Origin of the sequence: Pseudomonas sp. NPDC087690 (assembly GCF_044743175.1) — a bacterium.
In the GTDB taxonomy this organism is placed as follows: domain Bacteria; phylum Pseudomonadota; class Gammaproteobacteria; order Pseudomonadales; family Pseudomonadaceae; genus Aquipseudomonas.
Window position 1 is genome coordinate 91,060 of the sequence record NZ_JBIUVX010000011.1, and the last position, 23,051, is coordinate 114,110.

The following is a 23,051-nucleotide window of genomic DNA, read 5'->3' on the forward strand; positions in this document are numbered from 1 at the left end:
TGACGCCAGCTAACCGCTGCCGACGAAACTCCCCGCTTCGTCTGCCGCACTGCATTCGTCACAGCGACTGCATCAGTGCATGGGTCGAAGGTGACTAAGCAGAAACCTTGCCATCTCGCCAAAATCCCCTGATTTCAAGCCCTTGGCCGCTGCTGCAAGCCATCCCGTGCGAAAGGCCCAGCGGATACGCACAACAACGGTGCGTCGCCGTCCGTCCGCCTGCGCGAAAAGCGTGCATCCCTGACCACGGGATTGACTATAGACACTGCGTGATACACTGCCGGCCATTGTTTCCAGGACATCCACCATGCTCGCGCCCAAAGACTTCCTCGACGCCCTGAGCGGCACCGCCTCCCGCCTGTTCAACGGCGACACCCCGCTGCCGAAAGCCGAAATCGAAAGCCAGTTCAAGATGCTGCTGCAAAGCGCCTTCAGCAAACTCGACCTGGTCAGCCGTGAAGAGTTTGATAGCCAGATGGTTGTGTTGGCGCGCACTCGGGCACGGCTGGAGAGCCTTGAGGCGAAGGTTGCCGAGCTGGAAGCGAAGCTGACGCCGCCAGCCGAATAACCCCGCAATTCCCTGTGGGAGCTAGCCTGCTAGCGATTGAAGGTCGGCACGACCTTCCCGTTCTTGGCAAACATTCGAAGTATGTATGTCGAAAGGCCAATAAAACCGCTCCTGCCGAGGCAGGAGCGGTTTCCGTCAGATCAATCCTTACAACGAATTATTCCAACGGTCTCGCAGAATCTCGTACAGGCGAAAAGCCCATAACGCGATACTGACGAGGCGCCACATATGTTTAAGAAACTTAGACATACTTTGGCCCTCCTTGCGTGGGGCCAAACCTCCGATGCACTTTCCGGCGTACGAACACCTTCGGGACTACACACGAGTGTGTCCGCCAAGGCGGCCGGGTGTGGGCTCCCCAAGATCAGCACCGGCACGGGTCTCAAACCGTGTCGAGGAACATGAAATTTTTTCGCTCCCGGCCACACTTTGCGAACACTCGATGAGTGGGCATCGTCACGGCGAATGGTATTCGCTGTCCGGCCGTGGCATTTAAACAAGCTGTATCAAGTCGTTATCATGTGCCGGCAAACCGATGTCGGTCCTCGAATCTTTTAATCGATTGATTGGCTGAAATTTCAATGATGCTTGCGCCACCGGTCAAATATGCATAATCTCGGGCAACACGAGTGTGTCCGCTAAGGATGCGCAGGCCTTGGCCTCACCGAAGCCTGCATATAAAAAACCGCTTTCTCAAGGCGGTTTTTTTTCGTCTCGATTTTTATGGGGTATGACCCTTAATCCACGTTTACCTCATGGAAGCCACTGCGAAGCATCCATGTGAAAGCACCGAACTATTTGCGGAGTGCCTACGCCGACCATGAGCTAGCCAGCTCAAATGTCCGCCTCCGGCAACATCCAGTGAAAGTTTGCCCTTAAAACTGTCCGACCAACGCCCTCTCCCCAGACTACCCTTCAAAAACCCGCAGGAAGCGGCTCCCCGATTCAGCTCAAGGAACGACCATGTCCCTCTCCATCGTCCACAGTCGCGCCCAGATTGGCGTGGAAGCCCCCGCTGTCACCGTCGAAGTCCATCTGGCCAACGGTCTGCCGTCGCTGACCATGGTCGGCCTGCCCGAGGCAGCGGTGAAGGAGAGCAAGGATCGGGTGCGCAGCGCGATCATCAATTCCGGGCTGCAGTTTCCGGCGCGGCGGATCACTTTGAATCTGGCGCCGGCGGATCTGCCCAAGGATGGCGGGCGGTTTGATCTGGCGATTGCCTTGGGGATTCTGTCGGCGAGTGTGCAAGTGCCGACGCTGACTCTCGATGATGTGGAGTGCCTCGGCGAATTGGCATTGTCCGGAGCAGTGCGGCCGGTGCGCGGGGTGCTACCGGCAGCATTGGCGGCGCGCAAGGCGGGGCGGGCGCTGGTGGTGCCGCGAGCGAATGCCGAGGAGGCCTGCCTGGCTTCGGGGTTGAAGGTGTTTGCGGTGGATCATCTGCTCGAGGCGGTGGCGCATTTCAATGGGCATACGCCGGTTGAGCCCTATGTATCCGATGGATTGATGCACGCCAGCAAGCCTTATCCCGACTTGAATGAAGTGCAAGGGCAAGTGGCGGCCAAACGAGCGTTGCTGATTGCTGCTGCGGGTGCCCATAACTTGTTGTTCAGCGGGCCGCCGGGGACGGGTAAGACATTGTTGGCGAGTCGCCTGCCGGGGCTGTTGCCGCCGCTGGCCGAGAGTGAAGCACTGGAGGTGGCGGCGATTCAGTCAGTCGCCAGTGGCGCCCCGCTGACCCATTGGCCGCAGCGCCCCTTCCGTCAACCGCACCACTCGGCATCAGGGCCGGCACTCGTTGGTGGCAGCTCGAAACCACAACCCGGCGAAATCACCCTCGCCCACCATGGTGTGCTGTTTCTCGATGAATTGCCGGAGTTTGATCGCAAGGTTCTGGAGGTTTTAAGGGAGCCTTTGGAGTCGGGATTCATCGTGATCGCCCGGGCCAAGGATCGCGTGCGTTTTCCCGCGCGCTTTCAACTGGTCGCAGCGATGAACCCCTGCCCCTGTGGATATCTGGGCGAGCCGAGCGGCAAATGCTCGTGCACACCGGACATGGTGCAGCGCTATCGCAACAAGCTGTCTGGACCGTTACTGGACCGGATTGATTTGCATCTGACGGTGGCGCGGGAGGCAACGGCATTGAACCCAGCGATTAAGCCCGGCGAGGACAGCGCCAGCGCTGCCGCATTGGTGGCCGAGGCGCGGGAGCGCCAGCAAAAGCGCCAAGGCTGTGCCAATGCGTTTCTCGATCTGCCGGGTTTGAAGCAGTACTGCAAGTTATCCACAGTCGACGAAGCCTGGTTGGAGTCGGCCTGTGAGCGTTTAACGCTATCCCTACGCTCGGCCCATCGCCTGCTCAAGGTCGCCCGGACACTGGCAGACCTTGAGCAAGTCGATGCAATCAAACGCGAACACTTGGCCGAAGCGCTGCAATACCGGCCAGCGACACCTTAATGCTCGGTCAGATCAACCAGCGGCGTCTGCCGCACTTCGGTGTCGCGTCCGGCCTGAATTTCGGTCACACGCTTCAAGGCATTATCCACAGCACCTTTGTCCGCGAGCAGGCTGTAGCTGATCTGGAACTGTTTGTGTTCTTTGGGTGCGATGGTCGGCACCAAACTCAACGGCCGCTGATAACGACGGTTGTAGGAAAAACTGGTCCCTGGTTCAAGACCCGTGACGTAGCCCTGCCCTTGGGTATCGGTGTTTTTCCACAAGGAAAACACCGGCAGCTGTTGAGTATTGAAGCCAACAGAAACACCCAGGCTACCCGCCTTGTTATGCAAAACGGTGAGGGTCTGACCCTTGGCATCCGCGTAGGGCACGACGTTGTAAACCGTCTCGTCGTAATCCTTGGTTGGCCCGCGATACGTCTGCCAGTCGGCCAATTCGGCCTTGGCCTTGTCGTTAAATGGCGAGACCTGTTTGACCGGTGCCGCAAACCGGGCGCCTTGCTCAAGAAACGGCGTACTGAAGTTACTGTGATACAGCGCCTGATATTCCTTCGGATAGTCGCCATTGTTGGTCAGCGAATCGTTCAGCGCGAACGCTGTGCTGCCCGGCACCGTGACCAGTTCGGTCACTACAGAGAAATCGACCTTCTTGAACGCCTGCTCTTTCAGCTCGCCACGCAGGCTGATGGCGTACGGCGGTTTTTCGTCGATGTGCAGGGTGACCTTGCTGGCCGGGATGTTCGCGGCGCGACCGTGCAGGGTCAGCAGCTCACCGTTGTCCATGCCCGGATGGCCGACCCATTCGTAACCACAGCGGGTCACCAGCTCGTTGAAGCCTTCCAGCCAACCCAGACCGCCACGGCCATTGAGCTCGATAAAGGCCGGATTGACCACGTCCTTGACCGGCGAATCCCAGCCCATGCGCACAGCGCCGACCGTGGCCTGCAAGACATTCATGCCGCGGGTCGGCACCACCGAGAGCTTCATCGTGCCGTTATCGATGTCGACAATGCTCACACCCTCCTGTCGACCGCCGTGCAGGGTGCGCAGGGTCACGGAGAAGGCTTTGTCGGTTTTGACGCCCAGTTGCTCGCTGGTAATGGACCAGTTTTGCGCGGGCTTGTCGGTGTCGAGCAGGACGTAATCCCAAGCCATGGCCTGGGAAGCCGCCGCCATCGTAGCGAGGGCAACAGCGAGTTTGAGCGAAGTCATGAGCGTGCCTTTTATTGGATTTGTAGGTTTTTTATAGCGCTGATGAATCGTTTCAGCAAGCGTAAAAAACCCTTATCCATGCCGCCCTTCCGTCACTGGTAAAATAATCCCGAGCGAGGTTGGCATTCTTCAGCTAGCCTCGTTCGGTTTTGGCCTATCGGCTGATTGACGGCGACATCATAATGACATTAAGGTCGCCAGCTAAATGCAGGAGCAAGGCACAGGCAGTTCCGCCTGTCATTGCGCAACGGAACATATGGAGTATGGATGCGCGGGGCACTACTACGCAGCGGTAAGAGCGGTTCATTCACTGCCTTGGGCGAAACAGGCCAACCGGTTTACCGGGCGGCGCTGCAGTTGCGCGAAGCAATTCGCCGCAAGAATCCCGACCTGGTCGATCACCTGGCCATTCCTCAGAGCGATGAACTCGGCAACCAGATCGACTGGTACAGCGGCCTCGACGGTGATGTGATCCCGTGGAGCAGCGCGACCGAAGAAGAGCGCGCGCCTGCCCGTCGCCAACTTGAAGCCTTGAAAACTGCCCTCGAAGAATTGAGCCAGCGTTTCCTCGGCACTGACTCGGACGAGCCGCAGCAAGGCGACAAAGCCGTGTTCGGCAAGTTGCTCAAGCGCGTCATCCATTTCCCCGACGAAAACTTCGTTTATCTGGTGCAAGGCAAACCCGTGCTGACCTTCTGGGGTTTCGAGCACGCCGGCGCCGATCGCAACCGTGATCCGCTGCACTGCCTCTATCAGGTTCCGCCAGTTTTCACCTTGCCTCCCGAAACGCCAGCGCCGGTAGCGGCCCCGATCACGCCGGTGGTTCCGGTCGTGACGCGCCCATGGTGGCGACGCTGGTGGTGGTGGCTGTTGCTGCTGCCGTTACTGTTGCTGCTGTTGTGGCTGTTGCTCGGTTTGCGTGGCTGCGTGCCGATTCCACTGGTGGCCGTCGACTTGCTGCCCGAGGGCGTCGTGCCCGTAGAAAGACAGGTTGAACCACTGCCCGTCGGCACCGCGACCACGCTCAATGGCGTCCCGGTGAACGGCACTGCCGCGAGCATCGACACCGGCGCAGCCGTGCTCGGTACAGAGGGCACACAAGGGGCAGAAGTCCCGGCGCTCGACGGCAACGAACCAGCCGCAGAGAACGCAGGCGTGAGCCAGGATCCGGCGGCCGAAACGCCTGCCAATGCTGCGCAAAACCCGACTGCGCCACCTGCCCCAACACAGGCAGAGGCTGACAAAGCCGCCGCAGCCAAAGCAGGCCCGGCCCTGAGCATTCCGCCCGACGCCGCTGACGGCGCCGCCAATTTCCTCGATGGCCAATACCGCGCCGGCGCTGGCATTCAAGACCGCCGCACCGGCAAACCGCTGCGCCTGGAATACCAGTTCAAGGACGGCAAGGGCGAAGTGACGGTGCATCAGGCCGATGGCTCGAAATGCAGCGGCCCGGTCGCCGCCTCCATGAAGGGCGGCAGCCTCGCCATCGACAGTCAGGGCCAGGCCGTTTGCGGCGATGGCAGCACCTACGACATGCCCAAGGTCAACTGCCGCAAGGGAGCGACTACGGTCGCCGATTGCACTGGCGGTTATGGCAAAGATCAATTCCCCATGTCCATGCGGCAGATGGGCGAATAAGCACGGAATAACGCGAAATGTTGCCTGAAGTCACCCAGTTCGAAGACACCGTCACGCTCGTCAGCGACACCGGCATCCAGTTCATGGATTTCGCCCTGCGCCTGGACCCTCGCAAGGAACCGGCGGGCGAGTTCGCTCAGATGATCAGCGGGCTGGTGTGCCGGTTGATGTACAACGAAGAGAAAGACTTCTACTTCTACGAGCCCGAACCGGAAAAGATCGAGAAGGCCAAACCGGCGTTCAGCCTCGACATGAAAAGCAGCCTCGACCTGCTCAACGGCGTCTGGCTGCCGATCCCGTTTTTCCGCTTCATGCCGCCGCACCGCTTTGACGAAGGTCCGAGCAACTGGTCGCGCATGCGCCTGGTCAAACTCGACTCGCCCGACATCGACGGCAATACCCATCGCCTGACCATGGCCTTCGACAGCCGCGTGATGCCCAAGCGTGACGGCACCGCCTACCTTGCGCCAAACGAAGAAGACATCAGCTCCGGCGTGTCTTTCAAACTGGCGACCAAGGCCAGTGAGACCCGCTGGTTCCTCGCTCAGCCGTGGGTCAACGAATGGTTGCTCGAGCTGTTCAACGAGGGCAACAGCCATCGCTCGCGTGAAGAACTCGACATCGACATTCGCGCCAACCATCACCTGGCGCATTACCTCAACGTGCTGAGCCTGCTGGGCAAGCCGTCAACCGCGATGCAGTCGACGGCGCGGCCGAAAGTCGATATTCCAGAGCTCAAAGTGGTCGCCAACGACAGCAACGGTCAGCCGATCCTGGTCGATCTGGTACTCGACGTCGGCAACTCGCGCACCTGCGGCATCCTCATCGAAAACCACGGTCAGGCCGGCTCTGGGCTCAAGCACAACTACGTGCTGGAACTGCGCGACCTGATCACCCCGGAACACACCTACAACCAGCCGTTCGAAAGCCGTGTCGAATTCGCCCAGGCGAACTTCGGCAAGGACCATTGCTCGGTCAAAAGTGGTCGGCACGACGCATTCCAGTGGGCGACGATCGCCCGCGTCGGTAACGAGGCCGGACGTCTGGCCAGCCGCCGCCGCGGCACCGAAGGCTCGACGGGCCTGTCGAGTCCGAAACGTTATCTGTGGGACGAAAAGGCTTACGCGCCGGGCTGGCGTTTCAACTGCTCGTACGTCAAGACCGACAACGAGCCCTACGCCACTGCCGCGCCGTTTTCACACCTGATCAACGAAACCGGCGAAGCGCTTTACAGCCTCGACGAAGATGACCGTTTGCCGGTGTTCATGCCGCGTTATTCGCGCAGTTCGCTGATGACCTTCATGCTCGCCGAAGTGCTGGCGCAGGCGCTGTCGCAAATCAACAGCCCGGCCCAGCGCTCGCGTCAGGGCCACACTCGCTCGCCGCGTCAGCTCAACAGCATCACCCTGACCGTGCCACCGGGGATGCCCCAAGCCGAGCGCAGCATTCTCAACGAGCGGATGTTGCAGGCCATCGGCCTGGTGTGGAAAAGCCTCGGCTGGCACGCCGGCGAAGAGGATCCACACGAAAAAGAAGGCGTCAGCCCGCGCACGCCGATCCCGAGCATTCGCGTCGAATGGGACGAAGCGTCCTGCGGCCAGTTGGTCTACCTGTACACCGAGGTCAACGAGAACTTCGCTGGTCACCCGGAGGAGTTCTTCGACACCATCGCCCGGCCTGACAAGACCGACCGCGAGCGCATCACGCTGGCGACCATCGATATCGGCGGCGGCACCACCGACCTGGTCATCACCGATTACCGCCTCGACCGCGCCGGCAATACCGGCAGCGGCAGCAACGTGCACATCGTGCCCGAGCAGCGTTTTCGCGACGGTTTCAAAGTGGCCGGTGACGACATTCTGCTCGACGTGATTCAGGACTTCATTCTGCCGAGCTTCGAAAAAGCCCTGCAGAACGCCGGGGTGAAAGCGCCGGACTCGTTGATGTCACGGCTGTGTGGCGACGAATCGGTCAGCGCGCAGGACGTGATCCTGCGCCAGCAACTGAACCTGCAAGTGTTCTCGCCCCTCGGCCTGGCGTTGCTCAAGGCCTACGAACACTACGATCCGCAAGTCCCGCAGGAAGTCACGCCGCAGAGCTATCGGCAGTTGCTCGGCGATCATGCGATCAGCCAGACCGTGCTCGAATACGTGAATGCCGCCGTGCGCCGCGATGTTGGCGGGCAGAGCAATTTCGATCTGTACGAAGCGCAGATCAGCTTCGATCTGCAAAAGCTGCACGCCGCGTTCCTCAACGATCAGATCAACATCACCAAGATCCTCGGTGCACTGTGTGAAGTGGTCGCCCAGTACCCGTGCGACGTCTTGCTGCTGACGGGCCGGCCATCGCGCCTGCCGGGCATTCAGGCGTTTATCCGCAAGGTCTTGCCGCTGCCTCCGGGGCGCATTCTGGCCCTGCAGAATTACCGCACCGGCGGCTGGTACCCGTTCCACAAGAACGGCCGCATCGACGACCCGAAAAGTACCGCATCGGTCGGCGCCATGCTCTGCCTGCTGTGCGCCAACCACAGCGTGCCGAACTTCTACTTCCGCTCTTCGGCGCTGAAACCGTACTCGACGGTCAAGCACATTGGCGTGATCGACCTGAACAATGTGATCAAGGATGCCGACGTGCTGTACCGCGACATCCAGTCAGAAGACTACAAGATCAAGTTGCCGGAAATCGGCGCGGGCGATGACGCCGACACGCCACAGCTGGAAATGCGTGGCGATCTGCGTCTGGGCTTCCGCCAATTGGCGGCTGATCGCTGGTCGGCCTCGCCGTTGTACACCTTGCGTTTCACCAAGACGGGGCGAGAGAAGTTCTCCCGTGCGATCGGTGAAAACGGTAGCGCGCCGCTGCTCAAGGTGCGCTTCGAGGTGAAGAGCGCCGACCAATACACGAAAAAACAGGATCTGGTCAGCGACCGCCTCTCGGTGCGGGCCATCGAATCCAACAGTAGCAACGTCAGCTTCAACCCGCGCAGCGACCTCGAGCTGGAACTCAACACCATGCTCGACGCCGGCCTGAGCGAGACCAAGTACTGGCTCGACAGTGGAAGTGTGAAACGCAAATGAACGACCTGACCCCCGAGCAACGCCAGCTCTCTGCCCAATGGGCTGCGGTTTACGAAGGTGCCGGTCAGGCACTGGACTGGATTGACCAGACGCGCGGCAACGCGCCACGTCTGGACAGCGAAGCCGACAACCTGAACATCCGCCTGCATCGCGCCCGCAACCTGGCCCACAGCCTCGGTCGCGTGGCCTGCACGCCGATGACCATCGGCTTTTTCGGTTTGTCCCAGGCCGGCAAGTCCTACCTGATTTCAGCGTTGGCGGCGGGTCAGAACGGCAAACTGGAAACCGACTACGGTGGCCAGCGCCTGGACTTCATCCGCCACATCAACCCGGTCGGTGGCGGCAAGGAAGCGACCGGTCTGGTGACGCGCTTCAGTCGTCGCGCCACACCGAGCCAGGACCCTCAGTTCCCGGTGGAGCTGACGCTGTTCAAGGAAATCGAGCTGGCGAAGATTCTCGCCAACTCCTGGTTCAAGGACTTCGACCTTGAGCGGATTTCCTACGAGATCGACGAAGAACGCATCCAGCGCATACTGAAACCTTTCGAAGGCCGCGAAAACGGGCCGCTGCAACCGGGCGTCAACGCCGACGATCTGGTATCGCTGTGGGATTACCTGCGGGACAACTTCCGCAATTCGGTGAAAAAACTCGAACACCTGTACTGGCCGAAAGCCCTGCAACTGGCGCCACGCCTGAATTATCAGGAGCGTGCCGAGCTGTTCGCCATTCTCTGGGGCGAGCAACGCGAGCTGACCCGCGTGTATCAACAACTGTCCGGCGCGCTGCACAAGCTCGGCCTGCCCGAGACCGTGTTCGCGCCGCTGAAAGCCTTGGTGACGTTCGAGAACGACACCTACAGCCAGCGCGACAGCATCATGAACGTCGACATTCTCGAGCGCTTCGGCAGCCCGGCGGATTTGCCGGTCGACGTGCGCCCACAAGTCGGCGGACGCCTGCAAAACAGTCAGGGCATTCCGGTCGCGCAGCTGGCGGCGTTAACCGCCGAGATGACCTTCGGCTTGATCGAGCCGCCGGCGGACGACATCGTCAATCAAGTCGACCTGCTCGACTTCCCCGGTTATCGCGGACGCAAGAAACTTCACGAGATTGCCGACTCCAGCGACCCGGAATCGGCGACCAAGGACAACTCGGTTTCGCAGCTGATTCTGCGCGGCAAGGTTGCCTACCTGTTCGAACGCTACACCGACAATCAGGAAATGAACGCGCTGGTGGTCTGCACCGGCTCGACCAAGCAGAGTGACGTCAACGACGTCGGCCCGGTGCTGACGCGCTGGATCGAAAAGACCCAGGGCGCCGATGCTGCCGAGCGCAGCAAACGCGCGACCGGACTGATCTGGGCGCTGACCATGCTCGACCTGCGGGTGACCAACTCGCTGAGCCTGACCGCCGATCAATACGACGAGAGCTGGAACGGCATGGTCAAACTGACCATGCTCGAGCGCTTCGGCAGCCTCAACTGGATGAACGACTGGGCCGGCACGCCGTTCCAGAACACCTTCCTGGTGCGCAAACCGCGGATGGACGCGGCGTTTATCGTGCAGGACGCCAGTGGCGCCGAAACCGGCCTCAATAGCAATTATCAAAGCCGCGTCGAAGCGCTGGGCAGCAGCTTCGCCAGCAACGCGCTGGTGTGCAAACACGTCGCCAATCCGGCCGAAGCCTGGACGGAAATGCTCAAAGATGATGACGGTGGTATCAGTTATTTCAGCAACAGTTTCACCAAAGTGGCCAATATTGAATTCAAGCTGCAACGCATCCGTGAGCAGCTCGACCAATGCCTTGAAGGCCTGACCACTCATGGCCTTAGCACTTGGTATCACGCCGATGGCGACGGCGCGGCGGCGGCCAAGAAAGCCCAGGCGCAGATGATTCTGTCCGGTCTGGGTCGACGTCCAGCGGTGCTCGGCGAGTTGATCGATCAGCTCGATATGAGCAGCGAAGAAGTGCGCGACCTGTACCTCAGCGGCGTCTACGAAACTGACGAAGAGCCGACCGCCAGCGATGAGCCGGTCAGCACCCCGCCGAGCCAGAGCCTGTACGGCAACGACGCCGGTTTCGATTTCGACTTCGGCGGCGACCTCGGGCAGGACAGTGCGCCCGTTAGCAGCAAAACCAGCAGCGCCGCGCCGGAACTGCAAAGCAATGAACACCGCTTTGCCAAAGCGGCGTTCAAAGCCTGGATCGCCCATTTGCGCGAACTCACCACCCGGCAAAGTCTGCTCAACCTGCTGGGTCTGGAAAAAGCGCTGCTCGAGGCCGTGGTCGATGAATTGATCACCGCCGGCTACCGCCATGATTTGCCGGGCCAACTCAGCCGCGCCGTACTCAAACGCGCGCAAAGCGGCGCGCGACGCGATCAACTGGTCGAGCGCCAGGTACTGGAAGTGCAGCGCGTGCTGCGCGATTTCGTTTCCTGGTTTGGCTACATCCAGAAACCTGTGAGCGAGCGCCCGAACAGTCGGGCCGGTGCCAAGGCGCCGCTGTTTTCGTTCTATACCGACATCGGCCCGGGACAGGTTCCGGTGCTGCCGGCACAGCCGTCGAATCAGGCGCAGCTGTTTCTCGGCGACTGGCTCTCGGGCCTGGCCTACATCACGCTGGACAACGCCGGCCATGGTGCCGGTCGCGAAATCACCCCTGAACAGAACGAACGGCTGGGCCAAGTGCTCACCGCTTTCGCAGCGAGATAAGCAATGCCAATTCGTGTCGACCTGCTCGCGTTAGAGCCCAATGTCCCTGGCCGTGCCTGCCTGACCGTAAAAAAATGGACAGGCGCCGAGCAACAGCTGGAGTTTTCCATTCAGCGTAACCAGGACAGTTTCTATCTTCAGGAAGGACAAGTCTGGAGCAACAACCCGTTCTGGTTTCAGGTATCGCGTTTCGACGTCACCGCCAGTGGTGAAGCGCTGGAGGCCCAGGTTGGCCCGGAAGTCGTCGACCCGTTGCTGGAAGGCGGCGCCAATTCGCAATTTCGCATCGAACTGCGCGAGCAGGGGCCGGGGCATACCGACGTCGGTGTCGTCCGTCCGGGCGTCGGGCTGCTGCCTTCCACGGCCGGCGGGGAAACTCGCTCGACTTACGGCGCTGCACAGCTGAGCACGCCGAAAGCTCCGGAGCCGGAGATTCCCGAGCTGCCTGAGCTGGTACTGCCTGACCTCGAGGCGCCAGTCGAACCTGAGCCGATTACCCCTGAGCCTCTCTACACCCCGCCGCCAGCACCGGTAAAGAAGAGCAACAAAGGTTTGATCGGTCTGCTCATCGTGCTGTTGCTGCTGATCGCCGCAGCCGTCGGTTTCTGGCTGATGAAACGTGCCCCGGAACCTGCCGCTCCGGCGGTCGCCACGACGCCGCCGGCGAGTGCCGATGCCGCGGCCTGCACCCTGGAAAGCATGAACAGCCTGCCCGAGCTGACGTTCGTCCAGACCTGCATCAAGGCCGCGCCCGACAGCGCCAAGCTGCTGGAGATCATCAACCAGGCCAAGGCTGGCAAACACTGCGGTGTCGCCCAGCGTCTGTACGCCAACCGCGCCCAGGCCGGTGACGCTCTGATCGCCAACGCCTATGCCCATGAATACGATCCGAAGTACCTCAAAGCCAGCGATTGCTTCCCTACAGCGGACAACGCCACCGCTGCTTACTGGTACGAAACGATCCTGACGCAAGATCCGAATAATGCCGAAGCCAAGCAGCGTTTCGAGGAGTTGCAGAAGTGATGCGCACCTCCATCAATCGTTTCCTGCTCAGCGGTGCCGCGCTGCTCGCACTGTGCATCGGCTCGCTGGCCCAGGCCGATGACAAACCGTTGATTCAGGCCGGCAAAAAAACCCTGTTCCAGCGTGTGCTCACCACCCCGGGCTGCAAGATCAGCCCGACGGCGGGCGGTGCGGCCGGCAACGAGCAACCGGTGTTCAGCCGTTTCTACGTCTACGAGCGCGCCCAGGCGAGCAACGCCGAGTGGCTGAAAGTCGGCCCCGACAGTTACGGCAAAACCATCGGCTGGCTGCCCGCCAGTTGCACCACTGACTGGAAAATGCAGCTCACCCTGGCCTTCACCAACCCGGCCAACCGCGACCGACTGCTGTTTTTCAAAGAACGCGCCACGGTCGAAGGTATCCTTGATGCGCCGGATCCGGTGAGCAAAGTCGCCCCACTGCGGGCCACGCTGAAGAAAGGCCAGCAGGCCCCCGGCGTGCTGGCCGAAGAACCTGAATACTTCGTCGACCTGCAAAAGCAGTTCTACCTGCTGCCGGTGCTCAGCGGCGAAGAAGTCATGACCGAAGCGGGTTTCCGCACGCGCCTGCTCAATGTCGCATCGGTCAGCAAAGCCGAGGCAAAAGACACCAAAGGTGTCGCTGCTGGCGGCGCGTCCGGCGGCAAGGAAGCCGAAGACAAGGCCACCAGCCAACTGAAGGAATTCAGTGCGGCGGTGGTGTTTGTCATCGACTCGACGATTTCCATGGACCCGTACATCGACCGCACCCGTGAGGCGATCCGCAAGGTCTATCAGCAGATCGAATCGCAGAACCTCGGCAAACAAGTGAAGTTCGGCCTCGTTGCTTTCCGCTCCAGCACCGATGCGGTGCCGGGCCTGGAATACACCACGAAGATGTACGCCGACCCGACCAAGGTGAAGGACAGCGCGGACTTCCTCGCCAAGGTCGCCGACCTCAAGCAGGCCAAGGTTTCCAGCAGCAGTTTCGACGAAGATGCCTACGCCGGTGTGATGCACAGTATCGATAAGGTCGACTGGAGCCAGTTCGGCGCGCGTTACGTGGTACTGATCACCGATGCCGGCGCCATCGAAGGCGATGACAAACTGTCGAAAACCGGTTTGAGCGCTGCCCAGGTCCGCCTCGAAGCCACCAATCCGGGCGTGGCGATTTACACCCTGCACCTGAAAACGCCGGCGGGGATCAAAGACCACGCCAAAGCCGAAGCGCAGTACCAGAACCTGTCGACGTACCCGGGCACCAACACCTCGCTTTACTACCCGGTGAACGCTGGCGACATTCAGGAGTTCGGGCGCAAGGTCGACACCCTCGCCGCCGCCATCACCTCGCAGGTAAAAGCCGCCTACATGGGCGAAGATGCCATCGGCAGCGCGGCGAACGCCAAGCAGGATCCGGCCGAGAAGAAGATGCTCGACGATGCGGCCCTGATCGGCCACGCCATGCAACTGGCGTATCTGGGCGAGAAGACCAACAGCAAGGCCCCGCCGGTATTCAAGGCGTGGATCACCGACCGCGACCTGATCAAGCAGAACATCCCGACCACCGACGTGCGCGTGCTACTGACCAAATCCCAGCTCAGCGACTTGAGCGATGTGATGAAGCAGATCCTCGACGCGGCCAACGAAGGCCTGATTTCGCCGACGGAAATGTTCGATCGCCTGCGCTCGGTCGCCGCGACCATGGGCGCCGACCCCAATCAGCTCAAACAGAATGGCAATGCCAAACTGGCGGACATGGGTGTGCTCGGCGAGTACCTCGAAGACCTGCCGTACCAGAGCGAAGTGTTGAACCTCGACGAAGAGACCTGGAAGAGCTGGGACGGTCTGGCGCAAGAGAAATTCATCCGCACGCTCAACACCAAACTGCGCCACTACCAGCGCTACAACGCTGACGTCGACCGTTGGGTGGCATTGGCCAAGGACAGCGATGCGCGGGATAACGTTTATCCCGTGCCTCTGGAAATGATGCCCTGACGAGACGCTGATGCTCGATATCAAGAACCTGCTGGTGCGCCGCGGTGCGGGCGCACTGGCGCATCACGTGCGTCTGCCGCAATTGCAGGTCGGTGCCGGGGAAATCCTCGCCATCACCGGCGAGAGTGGCAGCGGCAAAAGCACGCTGCTCGAAGCCATCGGCCTGTTGCTCGCGCCGGTCGAGCTCGAACGCTTTCGCCTGGGCAAAACAACGTCGGCCACACAACCGGCGCAGGACATTGCCCGCCTGCTGGCCAGCGATGACCAGCCGGGGCTGGCGGCGGTGCGTTCGCGGGATTTGGGCTTCATTTTGCAAAGTGGCGGCTTGCTGCCGTTCCTGAGTGTGCGCGACAACATCAGCCTGCCACGTCGCTTGCTGGGGATGCGGGCACAAAGCGCTCACATCGACCACGCGGTCGAGGTGCTGCGCCTGCAGGGTTTGCTGGATAAGAAGCCACAGGCTTTGTCGATCGGTGAACGTCAGCGAGTCGCCTGCGTGCGCGCGATTGCCCATGAACCGCTGCTGCTGTTGGCGGATGAGCCGACCGCCGCTCTCGATCCGCACAGCGCCCGACGCTTGTTCGAATTGTTGCTGAGCCTGGTCTCGAGCATGGGCTTGAGCGCCCTGGTGGTTTCCCATGATTGGGCGTTGCTCAAGGATTTCGGTTTGCCACGGCTCGGCGCCATCAGCCGTCAGGGAGAGACACTGTTTGAACCGATGGACTGAGCGCCTGCGCCTGCTGACCACGCTGGCCCTGCAAGACCTCTGGCACGACCGCAAGGTGTCGCTGTGCATCGCCGCCTCGCTGGTGGCGGTGATCGCGCCGCTGCTGCTGTTGTTCGGGCTCAAGCACGGCGTGGTCAGCCAGTTGCAGGATGAATTACTGCGTGACCCGCGCAATCTTGAAGTGAAGATGCTCAGCAACGGCAACTACGACAGCGCCTGGATCGAACGCCTGCGCCAGCGCCCGGAAACCGGATTTGCCCTCGGCCAGACGCGCTCGCTGAATACTCAGGCGGACTTGTTTGTCGGCCTGCAAAAGTTTGTCGAAGGCGCGGAAATCATCGCCACCGAACCCGGCGACCCGCAACTGAACCTGCCGCAATTCAACCCGGTCGGCAATCAAGTAATTCTCAGCGCCCGCGCCGCACAACGCTTGCAGGCCAAGGCTGGTGACCGTGTGCAACTGCGGGTGCTGCGTCGGCTGGAAGGCGTCAACGAGCGCGGCGAAATCAGCTTGAGCGTCCTCGCCGTGCTGGATGGCGCACGCTTCGGTCGCGCCGCCGGTTTTGTCGCGCCGCCGCTGCTGCTGGATCTCGAACGCTTTCGCGACGGCTATCAGGTCGCGGCGTTCGGCATCGCCACCGGCAAGCCGCAAGGCAATCTGCAACCGCTGTATGCCCGGGCCCGCGTGTATGCGCGTGACATCGATCAGGTCGCACCGCTGGAGCGCTGGCTCAACGAACAGCACATCGAAACCTCGAGCCGACTGGCCGATATCGACAACGTCAAAGCGATCAACCATGTACTGGGCTTGATCTTCGGCGTGATTGCTTTGGCGGCGCTGATCGGCTGCGTGGCGTCGATGGTCGGGGCCTTTCTCGCCAACATCGACCGCAAGCGCAAAAGCCTCGCGGTACTGCGCCTGCTGGGTTTCAACCGGGCGGCAGTCGGCGGCTTCGTGATCACCCAGGCGCTGCTGCTGAGCCTCGCCGGTTATCTCGGCGGGTTGGGGTTTTACGCCATCGGCAGCCATTTGTTCGACTACTTGCTCGGCAGCAGTCAGGCCACCGGCACGTTCGTTTGCCACATCACTTTCTGGCATGGCCTCGCTGCCCTGCTTCTGACCTTTCTGGTCGCTGCACTGGTGGCCGTGATCGGCGCCGTGCGAGCCATCAGCATCCAACCTGCGGAGAGTCTGCGTGAGCTATAAACGTTTTGGCTTGCTGTTGCCCCTGAGCCTGGGCTACCTGCTCGACGCCTCGGCGGCGGGCTGGGAAGAGAAGTATTACAACCCGATGCCCGAGGCCAGCGACGTCGTCCTGCCGATGCCGTGCGAGGGCTCGATGGTGTTTCGCAAGGTGTTCATTCCGGTCGCCGGGCCGCTCGATGACTACCCGATCAACATCGGTCAGGACGGCGCCGAGTACGGCTATGTCGAACAGACTCGGCCGACCTTCATCGCCGGCAGTTTTACCGGCGGCAAGAGCGATAAATCCCGTTACTACCTGATGGCCAAGTACGAGATGAGTCAGCTGCAATACGCCGCGCTGACCGAAGAAACCTGCCCCACCGCCGCGACCAAAATGCGCCTGCCGCAAGTCGCCGTGAGCTGGGTGCAAGCCATCGATGCCGCCGACAAGTACAACCTGTGGCTGCGCAAGAACGCCGCCGACAAGTTGCCGAAAGAAGACGGCGCCCTGGGCTTTCTGCGCTTGCCGACCGAGGTCGAGTGGGAGTTCGCCGCCCGTGGCGGACTGGAAGTCGGCGCCGCGGAATTCCGCGACACGCACTATCCGATGCCCGAAGGCATCAACGCCTATGAGTGGTTCGCCGGCGCGCAGTCGTCCAACGGCAAACTGCAACTGACCGGCCTGCAAAAACCCAACCCTCTGGGCTTGCACGACATGCTCGGCAACGTCGACGAGATGATGTTCGAGCCGTTTCGCCTGAACAAACTCGACCGCCAGCACGGCCAGGCTGGCGGTTATGTAGTGCGCGGCGGTAACTACCTGACCGCGCAGGCCGACCTGCGCACTGCGCTGCGCAAGGAACAGCCGTACTACAACGCCGAGGGCCAGGTGAAGAACAAAACCTCCGGTCTGCGTCTGGTGATGGTCTCACCGACCCTCACATCGCGTGAACGCGTCGCCAGTATCGAAAGCAGCTGGAAGAAGCTCGGCACCGGCAGCAAGGAAACCGAATCGGCCGATAAAGGCACGGTGCAATCTCTGAATAATCTGGCCTCGGGCGTCGAAGACAAGGCGCTCAAGGAAAAACTCCAGGCCCTGGAAAACCAGTTGCGTGCGAGCAATCAGCAGCAGGAAGAAACCCGCGATCAGGCAATTCGCGCCAGCCTCAACCTCGGCGCGTTCCTCTGCACCAAGATGCTCGATGACGGCCAGTACGTGGATTTCCTGCAGAAAAACTACAAGCTCAACTGCGAGTCCGCCGACAAGGACGCCAGTTGCGACATGCGCAAGGGCAAGCTCGACGAGCAGAAGGATCGCCTGCACAAACTCAGCCGTTACTACGCCAGCAGCCTGGTGGAATCGGCGACGTTGTATGGCCAGCCGCTGCTTGAAGCACAGGTGCCGGTGATGGAAGAAATCATCACCCGCAACAAACAGCTGCAAGACCTCAAACCTTATTTGCGCACGCATTGGGCCAATCAGAAGACCTTCCTGCAAAAGCAGAAGATCGACACCGACGCCTGGCTCAGCAGCTGCAAAACCGTATCCCAATAACAACGCACCACAACACTGTCATCAAGGAGCTTCACCATGTCGCGCAGCCTCTGGACTCGCTTCAAGCTACAAATCGCTTTCGTTGTCACCGGCAGCCTGCTGCTGACCGGTTGCGCCAATACTGGCAGCTCGATGCTCGGTGGCAGCGACGGTGCTGACCCACGTCTGACCCAAGGCAGTGACGCGCAGTTCTTCAGCAAGTCCGGTTACCAGGCCTGTGCCGTGGGTGCTGGCGTCGGTATCCTCGGTTGCGCGCTGTCCAACAGCAGCAACAAGGCTGTTTGCGCCATCGCCGCCGGTATCACCGCGTGTGGCGTGGCCATGGGCGCCAACTACTATCTGGATCAGCGTCGCAGCGAATACTCCGACACCACGACTCGTCTGGCGAAGATGAACAGCGATGTCGAGCAGGACACGCAAAATGTGGTTGCCCGTACCGCGACCGCGCAACAGGTGATCAACGACGATCAGGCACGCATCGCCCAGATCAAGAAAGACATCGCCAGCAAGAAGGTCGACAAGACCAAGGCCCAGGCGCAAATCGCCGAGATCGATCAGAACATCGCGCGTCTGCGCAAAGACCTCGGCAACATGCGCACCAAGGTCACCGAGTACACCAAAGTGGCTGATGCCGAACGTGCTGGGGGTGCCAGCGCCGAGATGAAGCAGGTGGACGTGAACATCCTGAAGATGAACGAGAAAGTCGCCGCCCTGCAAAAGGAAGTCGACGGTCTCTACAGCCAGCGCTCCGCGATCACTCTGGGCTAAGCACATGACGCTAAAACAGCTGGCGGTCCTGACCGCCATCCTGGCGTTGGGCGGTTGCGCCACCAAGCCAGGCGAATGCGATGCAACCAATCGCGACAGCAGCATGCTGACCAAGATGAACTGTGACTACTCCGGTGGTTACAGCGATCAGGTCAAGCAGAAGGAGCAGGCGCTGGCCGAGTCGCGTCAGCAGAACGCGATGTTTCGACAGGTCTATCAGAACATCCAGGCCCAGCAACTGAACACCAAACTCGATCTGGCCAGCCAGCAGAAATCCCAGGCTGAGCTCAATCAGTCGCTGGGCAAGTTGCTGACTTCGCTCAAGGGCCGACGCGGTAATGAAGGCTCGGTGCAGAAGCAGATTGCCGATCTCGAGCAGCAGCTCAAGGCCTCGCAGGCAGCGCCAACCGCCAAGGCTTCACCGGCGGCGCTGGCAGCCAAGCAGGAACAGCTGAAAACGTTGCAGAAGAAGGTCAATCAGTTGCAGTTCAGTCTCGGTTACGAAGAGTAACTGTTCACCCCGCAGGCCTGCCGTCGCAGGCCTGCAGCTTTTTCAGGAATCGTCGTCATGCAGCGGGTCATCAGGGATGCGCACGCCACACCGGAGGGGATGAGTGCGCTGCAGGCCAAAGTCGCCCTCATTCAAAAACACTTTCCGCCGACCACCGCGAGCCTGTTCGCCATCCCCCGGATGGGCAGTGGCGAGGTGCTGGAATGGTGGACCGAACTGGGTGGCCAGCCCACGCCCTATGCCGAGCTCAATGAGGACGCGCAGCGACGCTTGCTGCAAACCTATGAGGTGCGCCAGACCTCCCTCGAACAACTGGCCGACGAATTGCAAAAACGCGGGCAGCCCGGGGTCGCGGATGATCTGCGCAGCCTGCTCGGCAGCCCGGAGCTGGACAAGCTCTACAGCCTCAACGGTGAGCCGCTGGTGGTGCGCTGGAACCAGCGACCGCCGCGTCCGATCGTGCCGCCGGTGGTGCCGCCCGTGCCGTTGGCGCCGGTAGTGCCACCTTCGCGCCGTGGCTGGTGGATCGCCGCTGCCTTACTGGCGCTGTTGTTGCTGCTACTGGCGTTGTGGCTGTGGTGGTTCCTGCACCGTGAACCGGTCGTCGTCGCGGTGCCACCGGCAGCACCGATCGTGGCGCCCGTGGAACAACCGGTAGAGCCGGTGCCCGAGCCTGTCGTGGAGCCGGAACCTGTTCCAGAACCAGAACCCGAGCCGGAACCTGTTCCGGTACCTGAACCCGCACCCGTTGCGCCGCCAAAACCGGTGGTCGTCGCCCCGCCGCCACCGACACTGGACAACTTCGCCTGCCGTAAAAAAGCACCGAATGCGGTGGTCCCACAATTTGTCGTGGTTCTCGATACATCAGGGTCGATGGAGCTCAACATCAAAGCGGTGAAGGCTGACGAAGACTGGTTTTTTGGCAACAATCTCAACAAGTACATGGACCCCAACCGGACCCTGCAAATCTTCGAGAAGCCGAGCCGCATGAATGTGGCTCAGGATTCGCTGGCAGGGATGATCAACGCGCTGGATCCGAAGATCGATACGCGCCTGATCACCTTCGCCGGTTGCGAAAGCACGCCGGACCAAGGGGTGTTCAAATTCGGCGATCGTCAGCGCCTGATCAACGGGATCCGTGGCCTGGTGCCCAACGAAGGCACACCGTTGGCCGATAGCCTGGCCAAAGCGGCGAGCACCGTGGACGGGCGCAACAATGACGCGGTGATCGTAATGTTTGTCGACGGTGAGGACGGTTGCCAGAAAGACGTCTGCGCAGTGTCCCGACGCATTGCCCAAGAGCAGCCGCGGTTGCGAGTCAACGTGGTGAACATCGGCGCTGGCGGACCTTCGCAGTGCATTGCGAAAAACACCGGAGGCCGGGTTTACTCAAGCACCAACGCGGCCGAACTGGCCAAGCAGTTGAAACTGGCGAGCAAGGAAGTTTCGAGCAACGCCAAATGTAACTGACAGCGTGTAGGAGCTGCGGCACGCTGCGATCTTTTGATCTTGCTTTTCAGAATCAAAAGATCGCAGCCTCGTTGCACTCGTCAGCTCCTACAAGGGCATCGGCGCATCAACGGAAACGATCAACCTCGGAACGCAGATCCGCCGCCAACTTCTCCAGCTCTTTGGCGGTGACTGCAAGGTTCGACACCACCTCACGCTGCTCACTGTTCGCCAAGGCAATGCTCTGCAAGTTGCTGCTGAGCAACGTCGCGGTGCTGCTCTGTTCCTGGGTCGCCGTAGTGATCGCGGCAAACTGCTGACCCGCCGAGCGGCTCTGCTCATCGATGCGTGCCAGCGCCGAGGCAACATTGGCGTTACGCGACAGACCTTCCTGCATCAGCACATTGCCCTGCTCCATGGTGCTGATCGCGTTGCCGGTTTCCTGCTGGATGCTGTGAATCATGCTGGAAATTTCATCGGTCGCCTGACGGGTACGCGAAGCCAGGCTGCGCACTTCATCGGCCACCACAGCGAAGCCGCGACCTTGTTCACCGGCACGTGCCGCTTCAATCGCAGCGTTGAGCGCCAGCAGGTTGGTCTGCTCGGCAATCGAGGTGATAACCCCGACGATACCGCCGATTTCCTGCGACCGCTGGCCGAGGGTGTTGATCACCGTGGCGGTGCTGTTCAGCGCGCCAGCGATTTGCTCCAGAGAGGACGATGCCTCTTCCATCGAACTGCGACCAATCTGCGTCTGCTGGGCGTTTTCCTGCGCCAGACGCTGGGTCGCGCCCATGTTGTCGGCAATGTTCAGCGAGGTCGCGCTGAACTCTTCCACCGCACCGGCCATGCTGGTGATTTCGCCAGACTGCTGCTCCATGCCTTCGTAGGCACCGCCGGACAAACCGGACAAGGCTTGAGCACGGCTGTTGACCTCTTCCGACGAGCGACGGATGTGCTCGACCATCGTCGACAAGGCTTGGCTCATCTGGTTGAACGCGCGGGACAGCTGACCGATCTCGTCATTGCTCGACACGTTCAGGCGCACGCTCAGATCACCGGCACCCAAGGCTTCGGCCTGACGTACCAGATCGCTCAGTGGCGCCAGCTTGCTGCGCAGCAACCAGACCACCGAACCGACCGCCAGCAACATCGCCAGCAAGCTGCCAATGGCCAGTTGCGTACCGACGCTCCAGGTCACCGCGCGAATCTCGGCTTTCGGCATGCTCGCCACCACCGACCACGGGCCACCGTCGAACGGCACCGCTACACTGTAGAAATCCTCGGACTTGTCACCCCAGAACTGACCTTTGCCCGGCGATTTCGCCAGATCCTTGATCACTGGAATCGCTTGATCAAGCGCCTGTACACCTGCCGGTGCAACCAGCCATTTGCTCTGCTCATCGAGCAGCGCCAGCGAACCGGTCTGCCCGATGCGGAAACGCTTGAGGTTGTCGAACTGGGCGTTCTGCGCGTCGGTGTAATCGAAACCAACGAACAGCACCGCAATCACCTTGCCGCTGCCATCGCGCACCGGGGTGTATTGGGTCATGTAGGAACGATCGAACAGCAACGCACGGCCAACATAGCTCTGCCCCGCCATCAACTTCGCGTACGCCGGGTGAGCGTGGTCAAGCAAGGTGCCGATGGCGCGGGTGCCATCCTGTTTGGTCAGCGAGGTGCTGACCCGCACAAAGTCTTCACCACTGCGTACGAACAGCGTGGCGACACCGGCCGTCATCTGCTTGAACTCGTCGACTTCCTTGAAGTTGTTGTTCAGCACTTCGCTGCCCAGATGCAGGCCCGGGGTCTGCGTGCCGGCGACTGTCACCGGCTCACTTGGGTGAATGCTCAAGCCCGCGCTGAAGCGCTTCTCGAACAACCCGCTCAAGCGCTGGGTGCTTTCACGCAGCGTGCCGTGAAAGGTGCTCAGTTGGTCGGCCAGCAGCCGCGCCTCACTGGCCAGATGTTCTTCACGGGTGGCGAGGTTGGCCGAGTCCAGCGAACGCAGGGCGAACACCGTACTGCCACTGATGACTATCGCCAGTATCACAGCGAGCGCGAGGCCCAGCTGCGAGGCGATCCGAGCGCGAGGTTGAGACATGGACAGCTCCTGGCCGAGCTACCGGATCCTCCCTGATCGCAGCCAATGCTCGGAAATTTTTTAATAATGGGGGTG

The 23,051-nt window shown here is 60.9% G+C and carries 14 protein-coding genes and 1 pseudogene; 13 read left to right on the top strand and 2 right to left on the bottom strand.

All coding sequences use genetic code 11. From position 1 onward, the window contains the following. Positions 1 to 307: 307 nt before the first annotated feature. Positions 308 to 568: an accessory factor UbiK family protein gene (locus ACIPIZ_RS14365; RefSeq protein ID WP_401165798.1), complete on the top strand. Its 261-nt coding sequence runs from the start codon at positions 308 to 310 to the stop codon at positions 566 to 568. Between the two features lie 963 nt (positions 569 to 1,531). Then, positions 1,532 to 3,025, top strand: a complete 1,494-nt coding sequence (locus ACIPIZ_RS14370; protein ID WP_401165799.1) for a YifB family Mg chelatase-like AAA ATPase — start codon at positions 1,532 to 1,534, stop codon at positions 3,023 to 3,025. Here ACIPIZ_RS14370 and ACIPIZ_RS14375 read toward each other — a convergent pair. Next, a complete protein-coding gene (locus ACIPIZ_RS14375) occupies positions 3,022 to 4,236 on the bottom strand; it encodes an aldose 1-epimerase family protein (RefSeq protein WP_401165801.1) in 1,215 nt (404 codons plus the stop codon). The genes ACIPIZ_RS14370 and ACIPIZ_RS14375 overlap by 4 nt on opposite strands. Positions 4,237 to 4,503: 267 nt before the next feature. On the opposite strand from ACIPIZ_RS14375, the gene ACIPIZ_RS14380 reads away from it, so the two are divergent. From ACIPIZ_RS14380 to ACIPIZ_RS14430, 11 genes and pseudogenes are all read left to right on the top strand, one after another. After that, positions 4,504 to 5,874 (top strand): SrfA family protein, encoded by a 1,371-nt coding sequence (locus ACIPIZ_RS14380; protein WP_064389531.1) that lies wholly within the window; start codon positions 4,504 to 4,506, stop codon positions 5,872 to 5,874. 17 nt (positions 5,875 to 5,891) lie between these two features. Continuing rightward, positions 5,892 to 8,951: a virulence factor SrfB gene (locus tag ACIPIZ_RS14385; RefSeq protein WP_105704658.1), complete on the top strand. Its 3,060-nt coding sequence runs from the start codon at positions 5,892 to 5,894 to the stop codon at positions 8,949 to 8,951. Continuing rightward, positions 8,948 to 11,662: a putative virulence factor gene (locus ACIPIZ_RS14390; RefSeq protein WP_401165803.1), complete on the top strand. Its 2,715-nt coding sequence runs from the start codon at positions 8,948 to 8,950 to the stop codon at positions 11,660 to 11,662. Before ACIPIZ_RS14385 ends, ACIPIZ_RS14390 begins: the two co-directional genes overlap by 4 nt. Positions 11,663 to 11,665: 3 nt before the next feature. Next, complete coding sequence (locus ACIPIZ_RS14395) at positions 11,666 to 12,685, top strand: hypothetical protein (protein WP_253481360.1); 1,020 nt, start codon at positions 11,666 to 11,668, stop codon at positions 12,683 to 12,685. Then, positions 12,685 to 14,676, top strand: coding sequence for a vWA domain-containing protein (locus tag ACIPIZ_RS14400; protein WP_401165805.1), 1,992 nt, complete (start codon positions 12,685 to 12,687; stop codon positions 14,674 to 14,676). Before ACIPIZ_RS14395 ends, ACIPIZ_RS14400 begins: the two co-directional genes overlap by 1 nt. 85 nt (positions 14,677 to 14,761) lie before the next feature. Then, positions 14,762 to 15,403: pseudogene (locus tag ACIPIZ_RS14405) on the top strand (ABC transporter ATP-binding protein); the annotation flags it as partial. Continuing rightward, entirely contained in the window at positions 15,387 to 16,610 is a 1,224-nt protein-coding gene (locus tag ACIPIZ_RS14410; RefSeq protein WP_122855295.1) for an ABC transporter permease, read from the top strand. The pseudogene ACIPIZ_RS14405 and the gene ACIPIZ_RS14410, both read left to right, overlap by 17 nt. After that, complete coding sequence (locus ACIPIZ_RS14415; RefSeq protein ID WP_236427714.1) at positions 16,600 to 18,144, top strand: SUMF1/EgtB/PvdO family nonheme iron enzyme; 1,545 nt, start codon at positions 16,600 to 16,602, stop codon at positions 18,142 to 18,144. The genes ACIPIZ_RS14410 and ACIPIZ_RS14415 overlap by 11 nt, the downstream gene beginning before the upstream one ends. A gap of 36 nt (positions 18,145 to 18,180) precedes the next feature. Then, on the top strand, positions 18,181 to 18,912 hold the full coding sequence (locus tag ACIPIZ_RS14420; RefSeq protein WP_401165808.1) for a hypothetical protein: 732 nt from the start codon (positions 18,181 to 18,183) through the stop codon (positions 18,910 to 18,912). A gap of 4 nt (positions 18,913 to 18,916) precedes the next feature. Further along, entirely contained in the window at positions 18,917 to 19,423 is a 507-nt protein-coding gene (locus ACIPIZ_RS14425) for a hypothetical protein (RefSeq protein WP_122594542.1), read from the top strand. 57 nt (positions 19,424 to 19,480) lie between these two features. Further along, positions 19,481 to 20,893 carry a VWA domain-containing protein gene (locus ACIPIZ_RS14430; RefSeq protein WP_401165810.1) on the top strand — a complete coding sequence of 471 codons (1,413 nt, stop codon included), beginning with the start codon at positions 19,481 to 19,483 and terminating at the stop codon, positions 20,891 to 20,893. Between the two features lie 106 nt (positions 20,894 to 20,999). Here ACIPIZ_RS14430 and ACIPIZ_RS14435 read toward each other — a convergent pair whose 3' ends face one another. Continuing rightward, positions 21,000 to 22,976 carry a methyl-accepting chemotaxis protein gene (locus ACIPIZ_RS14435; RefSeq protein ID WP_064389541.1) on the bottom strand — a complete coding sequence of 659 codons (1,977 nt, stop codon included), beginning with the start codon at positions 22,974 to 22,976 and terminating at the stop codon, positions 21,000 to 21,002. Between the last annotated feature and the right edge of the window lie 75 nt (positions 22,977 to 23,051).